Annotated in this window: 18 protein-coding genes and 2 tRNA genes; 6 read left to right on the top strand and 14 right to left on the bottom strand. The window is 67.2% G+C overall.

The genetic code is table 11. From position 1 onward, the window contains the following. Positions 1-118 precede the first annotated feature (118 nt). The 4 genes from R9J51_RS03985 (at position 119) to groL (ending at position 5,086) form a co-directional block, all read left to right on the top strand. Complete coding sequence (locus R9J51_RS03985; RefSeq protein WP_248290474.1) at positions 119-1,453, top strand: chloride channel protein; 1,335 nt, start codon at positions 119-121, stop codon at positions 1,451-1,453. A 43-nt stretch (positions 1,454-1,496) separates the two neighbouring features. Beyond that, positions 1,497-2,894 carry an MATE family efflux transporter gene (locus R9J51_RS03980; protein WP_432787826.1) on the top strand — a complete coding sequence of 466 codons (1,398 nt, stop codon included), beginning with the start codon at positions 1,497-1,499 and terminating at the stop codon, positions 2,892-2,894. A 210-nt stretch (positions 2,895-3,104) separates the two neighbouring features. Then, positions 3,105-3,392, top strand: a complete 288-nt coding sequence (groES, locus tag R9J51_RS03975; protein WP_110763794.1) for a co-chaperone GroES — start codon at positions 3,105-3,107, stop codon at positions 3,390-3,392. A gap of 50 nt (positions 3,393-3,442) precedes the next feature. Further along, on the top strand, positions 3,443-5,086 hold the full coding sequence (groL, locus tag R9J51_RS03970) for a chaperonin GroEL (protein ID WP_168555808.1): 1,644 nt from the start codon (positions 3,443-3,445) through the stop codon (positions 5,084-5,086). Positions 5,087-5,254: 168 nt separating this feature from the next. Here the strand turns inward: groL and R9J51_RS03965 are convergent, their stop codons facing one another. From R9J51_RS03965 to R9J51_RS03915, 11 genes are all read right to left on the bottom strand, one after another. Then, positions 5,255-6,589 (bottom strand): family 1 glycosylhydrolase, encoded by a 1,335-nt coding sequence (locus R9J51_RS03965; RefSeq protein ID WP_179505926.1) that lies wholly within the window; start codon positions 6,587-6,589, stop codon positions 5,255-5,257. Between the two features lie 25 nt (positions 6,590-6,614). Next, positions 6,615-7,475: an alpha/beta hydrolase gene (locus R9J51_RS03960; protein WP_179505925.1), complete on the bottom strand. Its 861-nt coding sequence runs from the start codon at positions 7,473-7,475 to the stop codon at positions 6,615-6,617. Between the two features lie 79 nt (positions 7,476-7,554). Beyond that, a complete protein-coding gene (locus R9J51_RS03955; protein WP_179505924.1) occupies positions 7,555-9,768 on the bottom strand; it encodes a TonB-dependent receptor domain-containing protein in 2,214 nt (737 codons plus the stop codon). Positions 9,769-9,858: 90 nt separating this feature from the next. After that, positions 9,859-10,692, bottom strand: a complete 834-nt coding sequence (locus R9J51_RS03950) for a fumarylacetoacetate hydrolase family protein (protein WP_179505923.1) — start codon at positions 10,690-10,692, stop codon at positions 9,859-9,861. A gap of 30 nt (positions 10,693-10,722) precedes the next feature. Further along, positions 10,723-11,643, bottom strand: coding sequence for a VOC family protein (locus R9J51_RS03945; protein WP_179505922.1), 921 nt, complete (start codon positions 11,641-11,643; stop codon positions 10,723-10,725). Then, complete coding sequence (locus R9J51_RS03940; protein ID WP_168556089.1) at positions 11,640-12,071, bottom strand: GlcG/HbpS family heme-binding protein; 432 nt, start codon at positions 12,069-12,071, stop codon at positions 11,640-11,642. Before R9J51_RS03940 ends, R9J51_RS03945 begins: the two co-directional genes overlap by 4 nt. Positions 12,072-12,076: 5 nt before the next feature. Continuing rightward, the gene (locus R9J51_RS03935; protein WP_179505921.1) at positions 12,077-13,603 is read right to left on the bottom strand and encodes a bifunctional 3-(3-hydroxy-phenyl)propionate/3-hydroxycinnamic acid hydroxylase; all 1,527 of its coding nucleotides are present in this window, start codon (positions 13,601-13,603) and stop codon (positions 12,077-12,079) included. Continuing rightward, positions 13,604-14,836 (bottom strand): amidohydrolase family protein, encoded by a 1,233-nt coding sequence (locus R9J51_RS03930; RefSeq protein ID WP_179505920.1) that lies wholly within the window; start codon positions 14,834-14,836, stop codon positions 13,604-13,606. It lies immediately after the preceding gene. A 104-nt stretch (positions 14,837-14,940) separates the two neighbouring features. Next, entirely contained in the window at positions 14,941-15,858 is a 918-nt protein-coding gene (locus tag R9J51_RS03925; protein WP_168555800.1) for a LysR family transcriptional regulator, read from the bottom strand. A gap of 169 nt (positions 15,859-16,027) precedes the next feature. Continuing rightward, positions 16,028-16,102, bottom strand: a tRNA-Gly gene (locus R9J51_RS03920). Positions 16,103-16,149: 47 nt separating this feature from the next. Then, a tRNA-Gly gene (locus R9J51_RS03915) sits at positions 16,150-16,224 on the bottom strand. Between the two features lie 304 nt (positions 16,225-16,528). On the opposite strand from R9J51_RS03915, the gene R9J51_RS03910 reads away from it, so the two are divergent. After that, positions 16,529-17,437, top strand: coding sequence for a tetratricopeptide repeat protein (locus R9J51_RS03910; protein WP_432787977.1), 909 nt, complete (start codon positions 16,529-16,531; stop codon positions 17,435-17,437). A 5-nt stretch (positions 17,438-17,442) separates the two neighbouring features. After that, on the top strand, positions 17,443-18,069 hold the full coding sequence (locus tag R9J51_RS03905; RefSeq protein WP_168556088.1) for an LON peptidase substrate-binding domain-containing protein: 627 nt from the start codon (positions 17,443-17,445) through the stop codon (positions 18,067-18,069). Positions 18,070-18,130: 61 nt separating this feature from the next. Here the strand turns inward: R9J51_RS03905 and R9J51_RS03900 are convergent, their stop codons facing one another. Genes R9J51_RS03900 through R9J51_RS03890 form a run of 3 tightly spaced genes read right to left on the bottom strand, consistent with a single transcriptional unit; the run spans position 18,131 to position 19,461 of the window. After that, positions 18,131-18,592, bottom strand: coding sequence for a Fur family transcriptional regulator (locus R9J51_RS03900; RefSeq protein WP_168556087.1), 462 nt, complete (start codon positions 18,590-18,592; stop codon positions 18,131-18,133). A 36-nt stretch (positions 18,593-18,628) separates the two neighbouring features. Continuing rightward, positions 18,629-19,312 carry a peptide-methionine (S)-S-oxide reductase MsrA gene (gene msrA / locus R9J51_RS03895; protein ID WP_179505918.1) on the bottom strand — a complete coding sequence of 228 codons (684 nt, stop codon included), beginning with the start codon at positions 19,310-19,312 and terminating at the stop codon, positions 18,629-18,631. Beyond that, positions 19,309-19,461 (bottom strand): hypothetical protein, encoded by a 153-nt coding sequence (locus R9J51_RS03890; RefSeq protein ID WP_168555797.1) that lies wholly within the window; start codon positions 19,459-19,461, stop codon positions 19,309-19,311. Before R9J51_RS03890 ends, msrA begins: the two co-directional genes overlap by 4 nt. Positions 19,462-19,468 lie beyond the last annotated feature (7 nt).

The raw sequence follows: 19,468 nt of genomic DNA, 5'->3' as shown, positions 1-19,468 counted from the left end.
ATTGATCCTCCCAATCGCGTAGCGATGGGCAGGGGACCGCCCGCGCAGCGGATGGTGGAGGGGCTTTTTCCAAAACTTTCAGGCGAAATTCAGGTCCATGCGCGCTAGGCCCTTGGCCATGCCAGCCCCCCGTCTCGAAAAACCGCTCGCCGCCGCCAGGAACCTGCAACCGCGCATGGCCGCGCTGGGCGGGGCGCTGGCGCTGGGCCTGGCCGCCATATTCTTCGCGCGCGCCGGGGAAGCCGCCCAGGCGCTGTTCACCCGCCTGGTCACCGCCTATCCGCTGGCACCGATCGTGCTGACCCCGGCGATTTTCGTGGGCGTGACCTGGCTCACCCGGCACCGCTGGCCCGCCGCGCGTGGCTCGGGCATTCCCCAGGTCATGGCCGCGGCCGAGGCGCCGCACCATCCCGCCATGGCGCCGCTGCTGTCGCTGCGCACCGCGCTGGCCAAGGTGGCTGGCACCCTGGCCATGCTGCTGGGCGGGGCATCGGTTGGCCGTGAAGGGCCCACCGTGCAATTGAGCGCGGCAATCATGGTCGCGGTGCATCGCTGGCTGCGCGTGCCGATCGGTGCCGGGGTGATCATCGCCGGGGGCGCGGCCGGGGTGGCGGCGGCGTTCAACACGCCGCTGGCCGGGGTCGCTTTCGCCATCGAAGAGCTGGCTTCCGCCTTTGAACAGCGCCTGGCGCTGCTGGTCATGCTGGCCGTGATGACGGCGGGCCTGGTCAGCCTCGGCCTGGCGGGCGACTATGTCTATTTCGGCGCGATGAGCCAGCATGTGCCGATCGTGCCCGCGCTGATCGCCGCGCTGGGCGCGGGCGTGGCCGGAGGCTTGGCCGGGGGGCTGTTTGCCCGCGTGCTCAGCCGCTTTGGCACCATCGACCATGGCTGGATCGGCGCCTTGCGCGCGCGTCCCGTGGCGCTGGCCGCCGGGCTTGGCCTGATCGTGGCGGTGGTGGGCGTGGCCACGCAGGGCCTTGGCCCTGGCGGGCCGGCTTCGGGTGGTTTGGCCTGGGGCACCGGCTATGGCACCACGCGGGGCCTGCTCTCGGGCGCCGATACGTCGCTGTGGTTCGGCCCGGCCAAGTTCGTGACTTCGCTTGCCACTGCGCTCAGCGGCGCGCCGGGCGGCATCTTTGCGCCCTCGCTCTCGGTCGGCGCCGGGCTGGGCCAGTGGGTGGGCCTGCTGTTTCCGCCCGAATATTCCGGCGCCGTCGCCATGCTGGGCATGATCGCCTACTTTGCCGGCGTCACCCGCGCGCCGCTCACGGCCGTGATCATCGTGATGGAAATGACCGCCGATCGCGCGATGATCCTGCCGCTGTTCGCCGCCGCCCTGGTGGCCGACCAGGTGAGTGCGCAAGTCTGTCCGGAAAAGCTCTATCACGCGCTCAGCCACGCCTTTCGCGCACCTGCGGGCGATGCCGGCTCGCCCCAAAAGACGCACTGACTTTTCCTTTCCCCCGCGCCGCCCAGCCCCTATGGCCGGCGGCATGACCGCAGCCACGCTTCCCACTTCGCCCGATCTGGCCGGGCCCCATGCCGCCAGCGAATGGCGCGAGATGTTGCGCCTGGCAGCGCCGCTGGTGGGCGCAAACCTGTTGCAGATGGCGGTCTTTGCCGTGGACGTGCTGTTCGTGGCGCGCCTGGGGGCAGAGGCACTGGCGGCGTCTTCGCTGGCCGTTTCCATCTTCGGCCTGCTGATCTGGAGCCTGACCGGCCTGGTCGGCGCCACCTCGCCCCTGATCGCCGCCGAACTCGGCCGCCGCCGCCACGCGGTGCGCGAAGTGCGCCGCACCGTGCGGATGGGGGGCTGGGTGGGCCTGATCGCCGCGCTGGTGGCCATGGCGCTGTGCCAGCTGGGCGGGCCGCTGCTGCGCGCCACCGGGCAGAGCGAGGCGGTGGTGGTGCGCGCCGTGCCGTTCCTCACGGTCCTTTCGCTGGCCTGCGTGCCGGCGGTGCTCGCCTCGCTGCTGCGCACGGTGGTGTCCACCCTGGGACGGCCGGGCATCGGCACGGCGATCACCGCGCTGGCCGTGGCGGTCAACGCCACAGGCAACTGGATCTTCGTCTATGGCCACGCCGGCATGCCGGCGCTCGGCCTGATGGGCTCGGCCTGGTCCAGCGTGATCACCAGCAGCGCAATGCTCGCCGCCTATGCCATGGTGCTGCGGTTCGATCGGCGGCTGCACCGCTATCGCCTGCTGGGCCGGTGGTGGCGCGCGGAATGGCGCCGCTTTGCCGACGTGTGGAAGATCGGCCTGCCGATCTGCGCCACGATCGTGGCCGAAGCCGGCTTGTTCAACGGGGCCGCGTTGCTGATCGGGCGGATCGGCGAACTGCAACTCGCGGCGCACACCGTCGCGCTGCAACTGGCCGGCATGACGTTCCAGGTGCCGTTCGGGCTGGGCCAGGCCGCCACGATCCGCGTGGGGCTGGCCTATGGCGCGCGCGACCATGCCGGGATCGCCCGCGCCGGGTGGACGGCCCTGGGCATGAGCGTGGGCTTCATGGCCACGACGGCCGCGTTGATGCTGGCGATGCCGCGCTTCTTTCTCGGCCTCTATATCGACGTGACCGATCCGGCCAATGCCGCGCTGGTGGGCTTTGCCCTGCAGTTCTTGGTGGTGGCGGCCGCGTTCCAGCTTTTCGATGGCGCCCAGGCCACCTGCGGCGCGGTGCTGCGCGGCCTGCAGGATACCCGCGTGCCGATGACCATCGCCATCTTCGGCTATTGGGTGCCGGGCCTGTTCACCGCGATCGGCCTGGGGCTGTATACGCCGCTCGGCGGCATGGGCGTGTGGCTGGGGCTGCTGGCCGGGCTGGTCTGCGTGGCGGCGCTGCTGCTGTGGCGCTGGCACAACCGGGCAAGGCTGGGCCTGCTGCCGTGATCGGCGCCTGATCGCGCGCCGATCGCGCCAGGGCGCTTGTCCCGCCATGGCACCGCCCCGGCGCGCCAAGGCCCCATCCATTCATTTTGGCGAAAAGAATCTGTGCCACGACGCTTGACGCTCCTCCGGCATCCACCCATATGCGGGCCGCTGGCACTCTTGACCTAAGAGTGCCAGCGCAGATTTTCTGATTGGAAGAGGGAGCAACCCATGACTTTCCGTCCGCTGCACGACCGCGTGCTGGTGCGCCGCGTCGAAGCCGAGGAAAAGACCGCCGGCGGGATCATCATCCCCGACAGCGCCAAGGAAAAGCCCGCCGAGGGCGAAATCGTTGCCGTTGGTACGGGCGCCCGCGCCGAGAACGGCACGATCACCCCGCTCGACGTCAAGGTGGGCGATCGCGTGCTGTTCGGCAAGTGGTCGGGCACCGAAGTGAAGGTGTCGGGCGAAGACCTGCTGATCATGAAGGAATCGGACATCCTCGGCGTGATCGGCTGATCCACCGGATTTCCTGATTTTCTACCCTTAGAATTCAAAGGAACAGAGCAATGGCTGCCAAGGACGTACGCTTTTCGCGCGACGCGCGCGAACGCATCCTCAAGGGCGTCGACATTCTCGCCGACGCCGTGAAGGTCACGCTGGGCCCCAAGGGCCGCAACGTCGTGATCGACAAGAGCTTCGGCGCGCCGCGCATCACCAAGGACGGTGTTTCGGTCGCCAAGGAAATCGAACTCAAGGACAAGTTCGAGAACATGGGCGCCCAGATGCTGCGCGAAGTGGCATCGAAGGCCAACGACAAGGCCGGTGACGGCACCACCACCGCCACCGTGCTGGCCCAGGCCATCGTGCGCGAAGGCATGAAGTCGGTTGCCGCCGGCATCAACCCGATGGATCTCAAGCGCGGCATCGACATCGCCGTGACCAAGGTCGTCGAAAACCTCAAGGCCCGCTCCACCCCGGTGGCCGGCTCGGCCGAAATCGCCCAGGTCGGCATCATCTCGGCCAACGGTGACGTGGAAGTCGGCGAAAAGATCGCCGAAGCCATGGAAAAGGTCGGCAAGGAAGGCGTGATCACCGTGGAAGAGGCCAAGGGCCTCGAATTCGAACTCGATGTCGTCGAAGGCATGCAGTTCGACCGCGGCTACCTGTCGCCCTACTTCATCACCAATCCCGAAAAGATGGTGGTGGAACTCGAAAACCCCTACATCCTGATCCACGAGAAGAAGCTCTCGTCGCTGCAGTCGCTGCTGCCGATCCTGGAAGCCGTGGTGCAGTCGGGCCGTCCGCTGCTGATCATTGCCGAAGACATCGAAGGCGAAGCGCTGGCCACCCTGGTGGTCAACAAGCTGCGCGGTGGCCTCAAGATCGCCGCCGTCAAGGCGCCGGGCTTCGGTGACCGTCGCAAGGCCATGCTGGGCGACATCGCCACGCTGACCGCCGGCGAAATGATCTCGGAAGACCTCGGCATCAAGCTCGAGAGCGTCACGCTCGGCATGCTCGGCCAGGCCAAGAAGGTCACCATCGACAAGGACAACACCACGATCGTCGACGGCGCTGGCGCTGCCGAAGACATCAAGGCCCGTGTCGAGCAGATCCGCGCGCAGATCGAAGTCACCACTTCGGACTACGACCGCGAAAAGCTGCAGGAACGCCTGGCCAAGCTGGCTGGCGGCGTGGCCGTGATCAAGGTTGGCGGTGCCACCGAAGTCGAAGTCAAGGAACGCAAGGACCGCGTTGACGACGCCCTCCACGCCACCCGCGCTGCGGTGGAAGAAGGCATCGTGACCGGCGGCGGCACGGCTCTGCTCTATGCCACCCGCGCTCTCGAAGGCCTCACCGGTGCCAACGAAGACCAGACCCGCGGCATCGACATCGTCCGCAAGGCGATCACCGCGCCGGTCAAGCAGATCGCTGAAAACGCCGGCAACGACGGCGCCGTCGTGGCGGGCAAGCTGCTCGACCAGACCGACGAAGGCATCGGCTTCAACGCCGCTACCGAAGTCTATGAAAACCTGAAGGCTGCCGGCGTGATCGACCCCACCAAGGTCGTGCGCACCGCGCTCCAGGATGCGGCCTCGGTCGCCGGCCTGCTGATCACCACCGAAGCGGCGATCAGCGAACGTCCGGAAGACAAGCCTGCCCCGGCCGGCATGCCCGGCGGCATGGGCGGCATGGGCGGCATGGACTTCTAAGTCCAAGCCCAAGGCTGACAAAAAGGAAGGGCCGCCCGGGAAACCGGGCGGCCCTTTCCTGTTCCTGAAAGCCACAAAAAAGCCCCCTCCTCTTCAGAGGAGGGGGTTGGGGGTGGTGGAAACCTCAAGCCCCCGTTTCAGCAATACGAAAATTTCACAGGACCGAAATCACACCCGATTGGCCCGGGCAATCGCCCCCAGCACTGCCGCGCTCGGCTTGGGCGTGCGGGCGAAGGTGACGGGATCATAGCTCGCCAGGCCGAACTTGGGCTTGTAACCAAAGATCCATTCGAAATTGTCGATCAGGCTCCAGTGGCAATAGCCCATGACCGGCACGCCGTCGTCGATCGCGGCTTTCAGATGGGTGAGCGCGGCGGGGATGAACGCGGCGCGGATGCTGTCGTCATCGGTGCCCACGCCATGTTCCGAGACCAGGATCGGCACGCCCGTGGCCGCATGGGCATAGCGCACCGCGCCGGCCAGCGAGGGCGCCCATACTTCGCTGCCCGACCAGTTGCGCACCGCGTCCTGCGGCGCCGGCAGGCGGCCCTCGGCGCCCCACAGCGCGCGTTCATAGTTCTGCACGCCGATGAAGTCGTCGCCCTTGGCCACGTCCAGCCAGGTGCCGTACATCTGCTGGCGGCGCATATCGCGCTGCGAGCCCTTGCCCACCGCCTGATCGTCCATCATCGCCAGCGAAAAACCCACCGGCAGCTTGGGCGCCGCAGCCTTGATCGCCGCCTTGCCGGCCTTGTGCGCAGCCAGCAGCCCGCGCTGCAGATCGGGCAGGTCATCCTTGCCGGCCACGTTGGCGCAAAGGAAGCGCGGCACGCCCAGTCGCTTGGCGGCGGTTTCCAGCGTCAGCTTCTGGATGTCCCACAACTGGGGCGGGACATTGGCGTTCTGCAACAGCAGCAGGATGTTGGGCTCGTTGAACGTGATCGCGGCGTGGATGCGGTTCCCAAAATGGCGCGCGGCCTTATCGGTAAAGCGGGCGAACAGGTCGGCGCTTTCGGGATTCGCCCAGCCGCCTTGCGCGGAAAACCAGCGCGGCGCGGTGAAGTGGCTGAAGGTGACCACCGGCGCCAGCCCGCGCGCGCGGCAGCCATCGATGACGCGCGCATAGTGATCGAGCATGGCCTGCGAGAACAGGCCCTTTTCCGGCTCGATCCGCGCCCATTCGATGCCGAAGCGATAAGTGTTGAGCCCGATTGCCTTGGCCAGGTCGAGATCCTGCTCCCACAGCAGCAAGCTGTTGGCCGCATCGCCCGAAGGCGCGGCAAAGACCGTGGGCTGCTGGTTTTCGATGAACCACAGGTCGCTGGCGGTGTTGTTGCCCTCGATCTGGTGCGGCGCGGTGGAGGCGCCCCACAGGAAGCCCTGCGGGAACTGGGGTGAAGCGGCAGCGCCCTTGGCGGCCTTGGCACTCACCCGGCCCAGCGCAGGCGCGGAGGTGGCAGCCAGCGCAGCCGCGCTGGCCAGCACAGTACGACGATCAAGCATGGAAGAGCCTTTCAGGAAAACGAATTCAGGCGCAGGTTTCGCGCACGAAAGCCACGATCTCGTCGGCCAGGCGGCGATCGGCCGTGCCCAGGTGCATCGCCATCGAATAGTGGTTGTGCCCCGAGGCGATGTGCCCGCGCGGCATGGTGCCGTGGCGGGCCAGGCGATCGGCCATCAACCCCAGGAATTCGGCCTGGAAGCGGGGCGGATCGAATTCGGCCGCGGCAACCAGCAGGGGCAGCGTGGTGGCGACCATCGCTTCGCGCGGGGCGCGCTCGGCATAGTCCGCCGCCGCGCCATAATAGAGCATGTCGCGCTCATCGAGCGGGGTGTGGCCATAGAGGCCCGAAAGCAGCACCGCGCCACGTATCGTCAGATCGGGCCGCAGCCGGATCGCGCCGGCCACGTGCACCGCCCCGGCCGAGGTGCCCATCAGCACGATGCGCTGCGGGTCACCGCCATGGTCGGCCGCATGGGCCACCAGCCAATCGAGCGCGGCCAGCACGTCTTCCGATCCGGCCGGCCAGGTGTGGTCGGGCGCCAGGCGATAGTTGATCACCGCGCCGATCAGCCCGGCCTGCGCCGCCATGCGGCCCACCGCGGCATTGGGCCAGGTTTCGGGCGCGTCGCCACCCTTGTCGCCGCGCAGGAACCCGCCGCCATGGACGAAGACCAGCACCGGCTTGGGGGCGCCGTCTGCCGTGCCATAGAGATCGAGCCGATGCCGTTCGTGCGGGCCATAGGCCAGGTCCACCGCCGCGGCCGATACCGCGGCCGCCAGCGCCTGCTGCTCGGCATCGAACAGCGCCCGCACCCGGCCCAACAGATCGGGGGTGAGCGTGGTGCCCATGGCGGCAATGGCGGCGCGGATCGTTTCGAGGGGCATCGGGCTCTCCTTGGGGGCACAGGATAGCAGAAACACACGGCCGCCCTTCATGCCTTGCACGAAGGGCGGCCGTGCCGGATCAGAACTTGCCGTCGAGCGACAGGCCCACCGACCGGAACGATTGCGGGCCATAGATGGCGCCGATGTTGGCCGCGCCGCCAAACGGGAAGTCCGACTGGTAGAGCGAGGGTTCGTGCACGTCGAACAGATTGCGCGCAAAGACCGCGATGGTGAAGCGATCGTCTGCCGTGCGCAGGCCGATGCGGCCACCCACCGTCCAGTGCGGGGCGAACGTGGTATCGGCCACCGAATTGGCTTCATAGCGCAGGAGCGATTTCCACACCGCATCGGCGGCCAGGAAGCCCTTGAGGTTTTCGCCCAGGTCACGCGCATATTCGCCCGAAACCGTGAACTTGTATTCGGGCGCATAGGCCAGCTGGGTGCCGCCGATGTTGGTGCCATCGGTGCCGACATAGCCGTTGGGATAAGTCGCCTTGGCCCAGATGAACCCGGTGTTGAGCGACAGGTCATGCGTGACCTTGCCGAACAGGTTGATTTCCGCCCCGCGCGACTTGACCCCGCTGATGTTGGTCTGGACGCACGAGATCACCGTGGTGGTGGCATTCACCGTGCACTGCTGCGCCTGGAAGTTCTGGATCTTCTGGTAGAACAGATTGGCATCGAGCACCCAGCTGCGCAGCAGCGTGGTCTTGAAGCCCAGTTCGTACGACGTCGGGATTTCCGGCAGCACGACATAGGGATTGGCATCCGAAGGCGTGGCGATCTGCCCGCCTTTGAAGCCGCGCGCCACGGTGGCATAGGCCATCGTGCGCGGATCGATGTCATACTGGATGCCGCCCTTCCACGAAACCTTGCCGACATGCAGGCGCGTGGTCGATGCGATCGCGGTGGCGGTGTCGTTCTGCATCTGCAGCGACAGCACGTCGTCGGTATAGCGGCCGCCGGCGATCAGGCGCAGCTTGTCACTGGCATGGATCGTCATCTGGCCAAAGGCGGCGATCGATTCATCGCTGACGCGATAGGCGTTGACCGGGCTCGACGGAATGGCGTTGCCGAACAGCAGGACGGTGGCACCTTCCTGGTCGCGATGCTGGATCTGGCGCGAATAGAACCCGCCCAGGGTATATTCCACGGTCTGGTTGGCCGGCGAGGAAATGCGCAGTTCCTGGGTGATCAGGTCGGTCGGCCGGTTGACATAGGAGTTGTGCACGGTGACCGGCAGGGTATCGACGCGGAACACGTTGGTGGCCGCGCCATAGCCCTGCTCGTGCGTGCCGCGATAGGCGGTGATTGAGGTCAGCGTGAACGGCGCGAACTGGTAATCAAGCTGCAGCGAGGCGCCGCCGGTCTTGATCCGGTCGGTATACTGCTCGCTGGTGCAATAGTTGCGGTTGCCGTTTTCCGCCGTGATGCCGCAGGCTGCCAGGGCCGAACCGAGCGAGAGGGACTTCACGAAAGTGAAGAAGTTGCCGCCGTTGGTGGTGCGGGTATCGGCATAGTCGCCGATCACGTTGACCGTCAGCTTGTCGGTCGGTTCCCACAGCAGGCGGGCGCGGCCGCCCATGGTTTCGTTCTTGTCGTACTTGCCGGTGGACAGGTTGTAGTCCGGGCCCTGGCGCAAGTTGGCATAGCCGGCCACGCGGATTGCGGCGTTATCGGCGATTGGCACGTTGGCCACGCCCTGCACCACCTGGTTGCCCGACTTGGAACCGGCAAAGCCGGCGGCCGACAGTTCGCTGCGCACGCGCACCGAGACCTTGCCGAATTCGGGCTTGTTGGTGGTGATGTTGATCACCCCGGCCGATGTCGTCAGGCCGAACAGCGTGCCCTGCGGACCTTTCAGCACTTCGATGCGGGCCACGTCGAACAGGTCGGAGATGTTGGCATTGCCCTGGCTGACCTGGTCGACCACCACGCCCACCGAAGCCACCGCACCGGCCGAGAAGGTCTGCGTACCGATGCCGCGAATGGCGCCGCCGCCGCCGGTATTCTGCCCCGGGGCAGACTGGATTTCCAGGCTCGGCGCAATGCGGTTCAAGTCGTTGACGGTGTTGACCTGCTGGCGTTCCAGCTGGCCGGCATCGGCCACGGTGATCGAGATCGGCACTTCGGTGACTTTTTCGACGCGGCGCTGCGCGGTCACCACGATAGCGGCATCGGGGCTGCCGTCGGCGGCCTGCGGAGCGGTTGCGGCGCTCTGCGCGAAGGCCGGCGTCGCCATCACGGCCAGGGAAAGCCCGGTCAGCAGGGCGGTTTTATGGCGCGAATTCATGGTTGGTTCTCTCCCCAAAAGGCATGCATTTATCGGTCCGCGCCCGCCGTTATGCGGGCGCGGTGGCTGGGTTGGACAAAGGGTGGCGGATCAGATCTCGTCGATGACCGGGTTGGTCAGGGTGCCGATCACGCCCACGGAAATCTCGCAAACATCGCCGGCCTTCATGTAGAGCGGCGGCTTGCGCTTATCCCCCACGCCGCCCGGCGTGCCGGTAACGATCACGTCGCCGGGTTCGAGCGGGGTGAAAGTGCTGCAATATTCGATCACGAACGGGATATCCCAGATCATGTCGCTGATCGGCTGGTCCTGGACCAGTTCGCCGTTGAGGCGGGTCTGCACGCGCTGGCTGGCGAGGTCGTCGATCTCGTCGGCCAGGACCAGCGCCGGGCCGAACGCGCCTGTGGCGGGATAGTTCTTGCCCGGCGTGAACTGGATGTTGTGGCGCTGCCAATCGCGCGCCGAACCATCGTTGAACACCGAAAAGCCGGCCACGTGGGCCATGGCATCGGCGCGCGCGATGCGGCGGCCGCCCTTGCCGATCACCACGGCCAGTTCGCCTTCGTAATCAAACCGCTCGGTCTCGCGCGGGCGCACCAGCGGCTCGCCATCGGCGATCAGGGTATCGGCCCAGCGGGTGAAGATTGCCGGGAATTCCTTTTGCTCGCGGCCCGTCTCGGCCACGTGGGTGGCATAGTTGAGGCCCACGCACAGGATCTTGCCGGGATTGGGCACCACCGGCAGCAGGCGCACATCGGCCAGGGCAAAGGTGCCGGTGGCAGGCAGGTCGGCCAGGTCCTGGTCGGCCACGTCCTTGAGGTAGGCCGGCGCGCCCGCGGCGCCCAGATCGTGCACGGTATCGCCATCGAGACGGCCGAAGCTGGGCTGGCCATCGGGGCGGCGGAAGCTGATGAGACGGGTCATGATATTGGGATCACTCCGGAAAAATTCGGTTCAGGCCTTGGCAGGGACGGCCGGGGCAGGGACGCCCCGCTGCCCATTTGGCTCCCACGTGCGGCGAAAGCGGAAGCGCTCTTCGGCCTGGCGCAGGCCAGCGAAGTCCTTATCGGAAATGCCCCACTGGTCGATGCGGTTGGGTGGCCAGGTCCAATCGTCGGGTTCGCCCGCCTTGTAGTCTTCCGGCACCTTTTCCACTGCCGTGGAATATTCGATCACCGGCCCGAACGGCGCGATGTAATAGGCATAGACATTGGCGCCCGGCCCATGGCGGCCCGGCCCCCAGGCGGGGGCAAAGCCATGGTCGCGCATCCGCCCGATGCCGCGCATCACGGCATCAAGGTCTTCCATCTCGAACGCGATGTGGTTGAGGCTGGAAAAACCGGCGCGGGCAAAGGCGGTGGAATGGTGGCTGTCGTTGCAGCGCACGAAGACCATGCCCTTGGTGCGGTCAGACACGCGAAAGCCAAGCACCGCTTCGGCGGCCAGGCCCGAGGCTTCCGCATCGGCGGAATTGAACACCACGTGGGTGAGCTTCACCGGCAGGTCGCGGCCCACGATCGGTTCCACTTCTGTGGCATCCACCAGGAAACGCAGCAATTCACCCTCGGGCAGTTCCACGATCACGCCAGCGCCGGCACCGGGATCGGCCGAAACCGTTTCGGTCAGCGGCCAGCCGTACTGGGCCGCCTTGGCGCGAATGCCGGCCAGTTCCGGCGCGGTGCACACGAACGTCGTGTGGCGAACGAATTCCTCATCGGCCTTCTCGAACGAGACGAGGTAGGGATACGTGCCCGAGCCGCGCAGGTAATGCGTATCGCCCCGCACCTCGCCCGGCGCCATGCCCCAGATATCGAGCATGAAGCGGGCGGCGCCGGCCGGATCGGGCAGGGCCAGTTCGATGCTGCGCAGTTTCATGGCTGGGTCTCCAGATTGAAGCCGGCGGCCCGCAGGCCCGCCAGGACACATTCCTCGTCGCAATCCCCGGTATCGCCACTGGCGCCAACCGCGCCCAGCACGCCACCATCGGCGCCGCGCACCAGCACGCCGCCGGGCGAAAAGGCGATTTTTCCATCGAGCGCGACGGTCACGCTTTGGAAGAACACCGGATTGCCGGCCGCGCGCTGCGCCAGCACGCGGGTATCGGCCTCCATCGCGACGGCGCCCGCCGCCTTGGCGCGGGCAATGTCGAGGCGGGCAAAGCTGGCGCCATCCTCGCGTGCAAAGGCAATGGGGTGGCCGCCGGTATCCACCACGATCACCGCCAGCGGCCTGGCCGCGCGGGCGCGGGCGCTGGCGAGCGTGGCGGCAACAACGGCCTGGGCCGCAGCAAGATCGAGCTTCATGGCGCTCATACCGTCTCCATCGCCAGGCCCAGCGCGCGGGCGCGGGCTTCGATCAGGTCGATCGCGGTGCCGCTTGCCGTGCCGAACACGCAGTGATCGGGGCGCAGCAGCACGGCATCGATTTCGTGCCGGTCCAGCCACGCCGTGACCGCGCCGCCGTCTTCCAACGACGCGGCCACCACGCGCGTGATGGCGGGAGAGGAACCCACCACGCTGTCATCGCGCACCAACAGGCGCCAGCCCTGCCCGGCCAGATCGTCGAGCTTGCGCCCGTCGGCCAGGATCGGCTGAATGAAACGCTCGCCCGCCGCGGGGCTGCCGGCCAGGATGATGCCGGCATCGATCGCGGGGATCAGGTCGTGCGCGGTCTCGCCGGCCTTTTGCGCCGCGGCTTCGCGGATCGCGGCATCGCGCGCGGCCGCCTTGGCCTGGTCCAGCTCGCAGATATAGCGGCCGGCAGCCACCGCCGCGCCGATCACGCCGCGCACATGCGGATCGCGTTCGGGCTGGTAGGTTGCCAGGATCGCCGGATCGGCACCCTGGTTGACGATCGCGTCCATCTTCCACGCCAGGTTGGCCACGTCGCGCAGGCCATGGCACATGCCCTGGCCAAAGAACGGCGGCGTCTGGTGTGCGGCATCACCGGCCAGGAACACGTTGCCGTCCTGCCAGCGCTCGGCCACCAGGCCGTGGAAGCGATAGGTGGCGGCGCGCACGATCTGGTGCGGCACGTCCTTCATCCAGGCGCCGACCAGTTCGCGCACCTTTTCGGGCTGCATCATCGCCTGGTCGTCTTCGCCAGGCAGCAGCATGAATTCCCAGCGGCGATGGTTGCCGCGCCCCGGCACCACCGTGGCCGGACGCGCCGGATCGCACATCATCACCGACAGGCGCTGCAGATCGGCATCGGCGGGAACCCCGGAAATGGCCGGGAACGTGACCGGCCCTTCCACTTGCGCATCCACGACCAGCCAGGGTTCCTCGAAATCGAGATCGTCGAGCGCAATGCCCAGCGCCTTGCGCACCGGGCTGCGCGCGCCATCGGTGGCGATCACCCAGCGGGCGGCGACGGTCTGCTCCGCGCCGTTTTCGGCAAAGTGCACGGTCACGCCGTCGTCCTGCTGCTCCAGCGCGGTAAACGTCGCGCCCCGCCGCAGGAAAATCGCACCATTGTCGGCAAAGGCGGCGCGCAAGTGTGCTTCCAGCTCGGGCTGGTAGAAGAAGTAGTCGTTGGACCAGCCGAACGGCTTGGGCTTGCCCACCGTGCCCATGTAGCGGATCACGCCGTGATCGGCGCCCACGTGCAGGTGCCCATCGGTGGCCACCATATCGGGCGCCACGCGATCGAGCACGCCGGCGGTCTGGAACAGGCGCATCATCTCGTGATCGAGATGCACCGCGCGCGGCAAGGGATAGTGCTCCAGCTCCTTTTCCAGCACCACCACCGACAGCCCGGCGCGGCCCAGCAGATTTGCAGCGAGTGCCCCCACCGGCCCACAGCCGATCACCGCCACATCGAAACGCTCGCTCATTTATGCTGCCTCGGCATCGGCAGGCGCCTTGTACAGCGCGCCGCCCTTCATGATCATCGCCAGCCGCGCGGCGTCCTGCAGGATCGCCACGTCCTGGGTGGGATCGCCATCCACCAGCAACAGATCGGCGAGGAAGCCCTCACGCACCTGCCCCACGTCGAGCCCCATCAGCTCGCCACCCAGGCGCGTGGCCGCCACCAGCGCCTCGGCCGGGGTATAGCCATAGTGTTCGACGAAATGCGCCAGATCGCGGGCATTGCGGCCATTGGGATTGAACGGGAAGCCATAGTCCCCGCCGATCAGCACCTTGACACCGGCCGCCTTGAGCGCGGGCACCAGCACCTTTTCACGCTCCAGCCGCTCGGCCGCGCTCGCTTTCATCGCGCTCATGTCCACGTGCGGCGGCGGACTGGCTTCGAGCGCGCCCACCGAGACACCGGGACCGGGCGCATAGAACGTGGCGTCCTTGGCCGCGATCATTCGCGCGATGGCGGCTTCATCGGCATAAGAGGCGTGATAGATCACGCGCGCCCCGGCATCGAGCGCCAGGCCGATGGCTTCGGGATAATAGGCATGGGCCGCGATCCACAGGCCCGCTTCGCGGCAGGCTTCGCCCGCGGCGGCCATTTCCTCGTGCGTGTACAGCACATGCTGCGCGGTACCGGGCTTGAGCGCATCCTCGCCCGAGACCACCAGCTTGATCGACTTGACGCCCTGCTGCGCGCAATAAGCCACGAAGGCGCGCATCGCCTCGGGGCCGCGGCCGTTGAACACGTTGCCGGTGTCCACGCCTTCGTCGCCTTCGGGGCTGCGCTCGATGGTGGAAGGGACATAGCGCGGGCCGGGGGTTTCGCCCGCGGCAATTGCAGCGGCCAGGTCCGGTTCGATTCCGTCGACCAGCGCGCCGGCCGAATAGAGGCTGGTGAAGCCCTGGTCGAGCAGCACCCGCGCATTGCGCCAGGCGGCCACTTTCAATTCTTCGGGCGGCAGGATGAACTGGTGGTAGATCTTTTCGATCGACGAAGCCCAGGTCAGGTGGGTGTGCGCATCGACCATGCCGGGCATCAGCGTGCGACCGGCACCCTCGATGCGGTGATCATGGCTTTCGCCGTCGAGGCCGTCGGCCTGGGCGGCCACGCGCACGATGCGCTCGCCATCCACCAGCACGCTGCCGGCAAAGGAAGCGCTGCCGCTTCCGTCGAAAATCCTGACATCGCGGATAAGGGTCCGCATCTTTCGCTCTCCCGCGCTACCACGGCCCTTGGATATGGGGCTGTGTTGCCGGTGCCTTTTCGCGCAAGATGCCTATCGAACCAAAATATTATCTCTCTATCATGCTATAGGCTGGGACTATAGCGTATCGCCAGGACATCGAGCAGGGCCTGCGCCGCCATCGATGGCGGCTCGTCGCTGCGCAGGCGCACGCCGATGCTGCGCTGGAACGCCGCCTCGCGCAGTTCGATGCCGCGCAGCACGCCGATGGACAGTTCCGATGCCGCCACCTGGCGCGGCAGGATGGTGATCCGGTCGCTCATCCGCACGATCGCCTTGGTGGTGAGCAGCGAATCGCAGCGCACGGCATTGGCCGGCACCGGGGTCTGCGCGGCAATGAACAGGGCATCGACCTGGCGGCGGAACGCGCCCTGCGCCTCGGGCAAGACCCAGGGCAGGCCGGCCACGTCGCGCAGCGAAACCGCCGAAGGCAGGCTGTCGTGGCGCCGGCCCACGATCAACGCAAACGGATCGCGGGCAAAGGTGCGCTCGGCAATGTCGGGCGGCGGCACTTCCATTTCGGTGGTGACAAAGGCCAGGTCGATCTGGCGCTGGCGCAGCAGGTCCACCAGCACGCTATCCGGCCGCTCCACCACGCTGAGCGCGCAAGGCCCGATCCGCGCTTCCAACCGGCCCATCACGAAGGGCAGCAGGCTGACCAGCGCGCCGGGCGTGCCACCGATCCGCAAGGGCCCGGCAAGGCCCCGCGCCAGGTTGTCCAGTTCCTCCTGCGCGCCCAGCAGGACATGGTGCATCGCCTCGGCCCGCTCGGCCAGGACCGTGCCCTGCGCGGTGGGCCGCACACCGGTCTGGTGGCGCTCGAACAATTGCACGCCCAGCCGCGCCTCCAGCTGCGCGATCGCCGCCGAAACCGAAGGCTGGGCGATATTGAGCGCGCGTGCCGCGGCCGAGATCGAACCCTCGCGGCAGACGGTGCGAAACGTGAGCAAGGCACGCGGATCGATGCTGGGGCGCTTGTCCATAGCGCCAAGCTATGGGCGCCGTCACGCATGTGGGCAAGCGTTTGCGCGGGACCGCCAGCGGAACCCGGATCACGCCCAGGGTGACAATGCCTGTGCCATGCACACGGGGATTGCTGCCCGACAGCGCAAGGCGCGGTGGCGGATGGACAAATCTGCAGGAAAGGCAAACTGGAGCGGGCGAAGGGATTCGAACCCTCGACCCCAACCTTGGCAAGGTTGTGCTCTACCCCTGAGCTACGCCCGCTCGGCGTTTGCGCGGGCCGGGTAACGGCCGTGCAAGGTTCTGAAAACTGGAGCGGGCGAAGGGATTCGAACCCTCGACCCCAACCTTGGCAAGGTTGTGCTCTACCCCTGAGCTACGCCCGCTCTGGCGTTTTCAGTGGGGGGCCACAAGGGCCGTCCCGCTGGGGTGAGGCGGGCCAATAACGGGGGATCGGGGGCGGTGCAACAGCAAAGTTGCATTTTTCCCGCAAAACCGGGCGCTGTGCCTAAGCGCCTGTGGATGCAGCTGTGGATGGCCGGCCCTGGCAGACAAAACCTTGGGCGGATTCGCCCTGCCCGCCTTGCTGCCCCTTGCCGAACCGGGTGGCTTTCCCACATGGTGAGGGCAAGACGGGCCGGCGCGGCCCGTACCCGGACCGATTTGAAGTGGAGACGTGTAGTGGCAAGCCTGGGCCTCAACCTTGACGAACAAAAGGCGGTGGACCGCTTCCGCAAGGCTGTTGTCGAACCCTCGATGACCAAGCTCGTCATCCTCGATTTCTGGGCGGAATGGTGCGGCCCGTGCAAGGCGCTGACGCCGGTGCTGGAAAAGGTGGTGGCCGAATACGCCGACATGGGCGTGGTGCTGGCCAAAGTCAACGTGGACGAGGAACAGTTCATCGCCGCGCAGTTCCAGGTGCGCTCCATCCCCACGGTCTATGCCATGTTCCAGGGCCAGCCCGTGGCCGACCTGACCCCGGCGCGCAGCGAATCGCAATTGAAGCAGTATCTTGATCAGATCCTGTCGCAATTGCCGATCCAGCCCGGTGCCCTGGGCGAGGAAGGGCCGCAGGACGTGGCGCCGCTGCTGGCCATGGGCGAGGAAATCCTGGGCGAAGGCGATGGCGAACGTGCTGCGGCGATCTTTGCCCAGATCGTGGAAATCGCCCCCGACAATGCCGCTGCCCATGCCGGCCTGATCCGTGCCCTGCTGCTGGCCGGGCACAAGGACGAGGCCGAACAGGTGCTTGCCGCGCTCGATCCCAAGCTGGCGGCCGACCACGCGCTGGACCAGGCGCGCGCCGCGCTGGCCCTGGCCGAAGACGCGCCCGAGGAAGGCGAGCTGGCGGCGCTGCGCGCGGCCGTGGCCGCCGCGCCCGAAGACATGGACGCCCAGCTGGCGCTGGCCAACGGCCTGTTCGCCGCCGGCGACCGCGATGGCGCCGCCGATACCCTGCTGGCCATGGTGGCCACCGATCGCGCCTGGAACGAAGGCGCGGCCCGCGCGCGACTGCTGCAGATCTTCGAGGCGATCGGCCTGGAAGATCCGTGGGTGGCGCGCACGCGGCGCAAGCTTTCCACCGTGCTGTTCGGGTGATGGCGATGGGCGGCGCGATCGGCACGGTCAGGCTTTCGATCTTTCCACTTTCGGGCGCGCTGCTCTTTCCCGGCCTGCAACTGCCGCTGCACATTTTCGAGCCGCGCTATCGCGCCATGGTGTCCGACGCGCTGGCGCGTGACCGGCGCATCGCCATGATCCAGCCCCAGGCCCCCGAAGAGGGCGCCGCCCTGTTCCAGGTGGGCTGCGTGGGCAAGATCGAGGACGTCGAGGCGCTGGAGGACGGGCGCTACAACATCGTGCTTTCGGGCATCGCCCGCTTTCGCGTGCTGCGCGAACTGGAAGCCAAGACGCCGTTCCGCCAGGTGGAAGCCGAACTGCTGCCCGACGATCTGGACGAAGCCCTGAGCGCGGTGGAACGCGCCGGGTTCGAACGCGAGGCGCGCACCTTTGCCGAGGCCCAGGGCTATGCCGTGGACTGGGATTCGGTGGCGCGGCTGGACGACCAATCGCTGATCAACGGCGTATCGCAGATCGCCCCGTTCGACGTGGCCGCCAAGCAGGCCCTGCTCGAAGCGCCGAACCTTGCCACGCGCTGCGAATTGCTGATCCAGCTGATGCAGTTCTTTGGCCGGCGCGATACCGATGACGGGGCAGTGACGCTGCAATAGAGCGCCGGGCGACGGAGCCTCGGCCGAGCCTGCCTAAACCCCAGCACAATCCCGCGCAGGTTCAGCCTGCGCAGGCCTGGCAGCGGCCGCGGATTTCCACCACCGGGCGCACGTCGGCAAAGCCGGCATGGCGCGCAGCCTCGCGCAAGTGGCCCGTCAGGCTGTCGTTGTCGATATGGGTCACCTGGCCGCACACGTCGCAGATCAGGAAGATGCAGTCGTGCCGGCAGCCGGGATGGGTGTTGGCGACATAGGCATTGGCGCTTTCCACCCGGCGCGCCAGGTTGGTGCGCACGAACAGGTCGAGAATGCGATAGACGCTGTTGGCGGCCACGCGCTTGCCCCGGCGCTGCCCCACGCTTTCGGCGATGTCATAGGCAGACGCCGGGCGTTCCTGCGCGGCCAGCGCGCTGAACACATCGGCGCGCATGTCGGTCCACTGTTCGCCCGAAACGGTCAGCGCTTCGCGCGCGGCGGATACCAGCCCTTCGCCGGCATAATCGTGATGATGGTGGCCACCCATGGACACCAGATAAGCATTGCCGGCGGCTGTTGCAAATCAGTGCTGCGTGAAATCGGGCTTCCACCACTGGGGGAACGTGCGATGCAGCGCATCGACGCGGGCCACGTCCCAGCGCAGGATATAGGGATGGCGCGGGTTGCGCAGCGCAAAGTCCTGGTGTTCCTCGGGGCCGGGATAGAAACCGCGCCACGGCTCGATCCGCGTCACGATCGGCCGTTTCCACAGCTTGAGCGCCTTGAGCTGGGCGACATAGGCGCGCGCGACGCGGGCCTGTTCGGGCCCGATCGGCACCAGCGCGTTGCGGTATTGCGGGCCCACGTCAGGCTCCTGGCGATCCAGCTGGGTGGGATCGCTCGCCACGCCGAAGAAGACCTGGAGCAGTTGGTCATAGCGGATGCGCGCCGGATCATAAGTCACGCGGATCGATTCGGCGTGGCCGGTGGTGCCGGTGCTGACGGTCTCGTAATCGGCATCGGCAGCGCGGCCGCCTTCAAAGCCGGAAACCACGCTGGTCACGCCGGTAAGATGGCTGAACACAGCCTCCATGCCCCAATAGCAGCCGCCGGCGAACACCGCGGTCTTGGTACCGGGCGCTTCATGCGCGGGGATGATCGCGGCGGGCGCCTTGACCGGCGCATCGGCATGCGCGGGCTGAAGGCAGGCTGCCAGGGCGGTGGTCAATGCCGCCCCCAACAGGCGCAGGGAGCGGCGCGCCTTCACTGGTCAGACCCCACGGTGGGCGCAGCCGAGGCGGCAGCCACGGGCGCAAAGACATGGGCCTCGTTGAACACCGTCACGCCCATGGCCACGGCGCCGATCGCGAAGCCGACCAGGAGCGAACGGAAAAAATCCTTACGAAACAAGCCCATTTAGATA

It is taken from the genome of Novosphingobium rhizosphaerae, assembly GCF_050920675.1.
GTDB classification, from domain to species: Bacteria; Pseudomonadota; Alphaproteobacteria; order Sphingomonadales; family Sphingomonadaceae; genus Novosphingobium; species Novosphingobium rhizosphaerae.
This window is presented reverse-complemented; position numbering and strand designations above follow the sequence as displayed.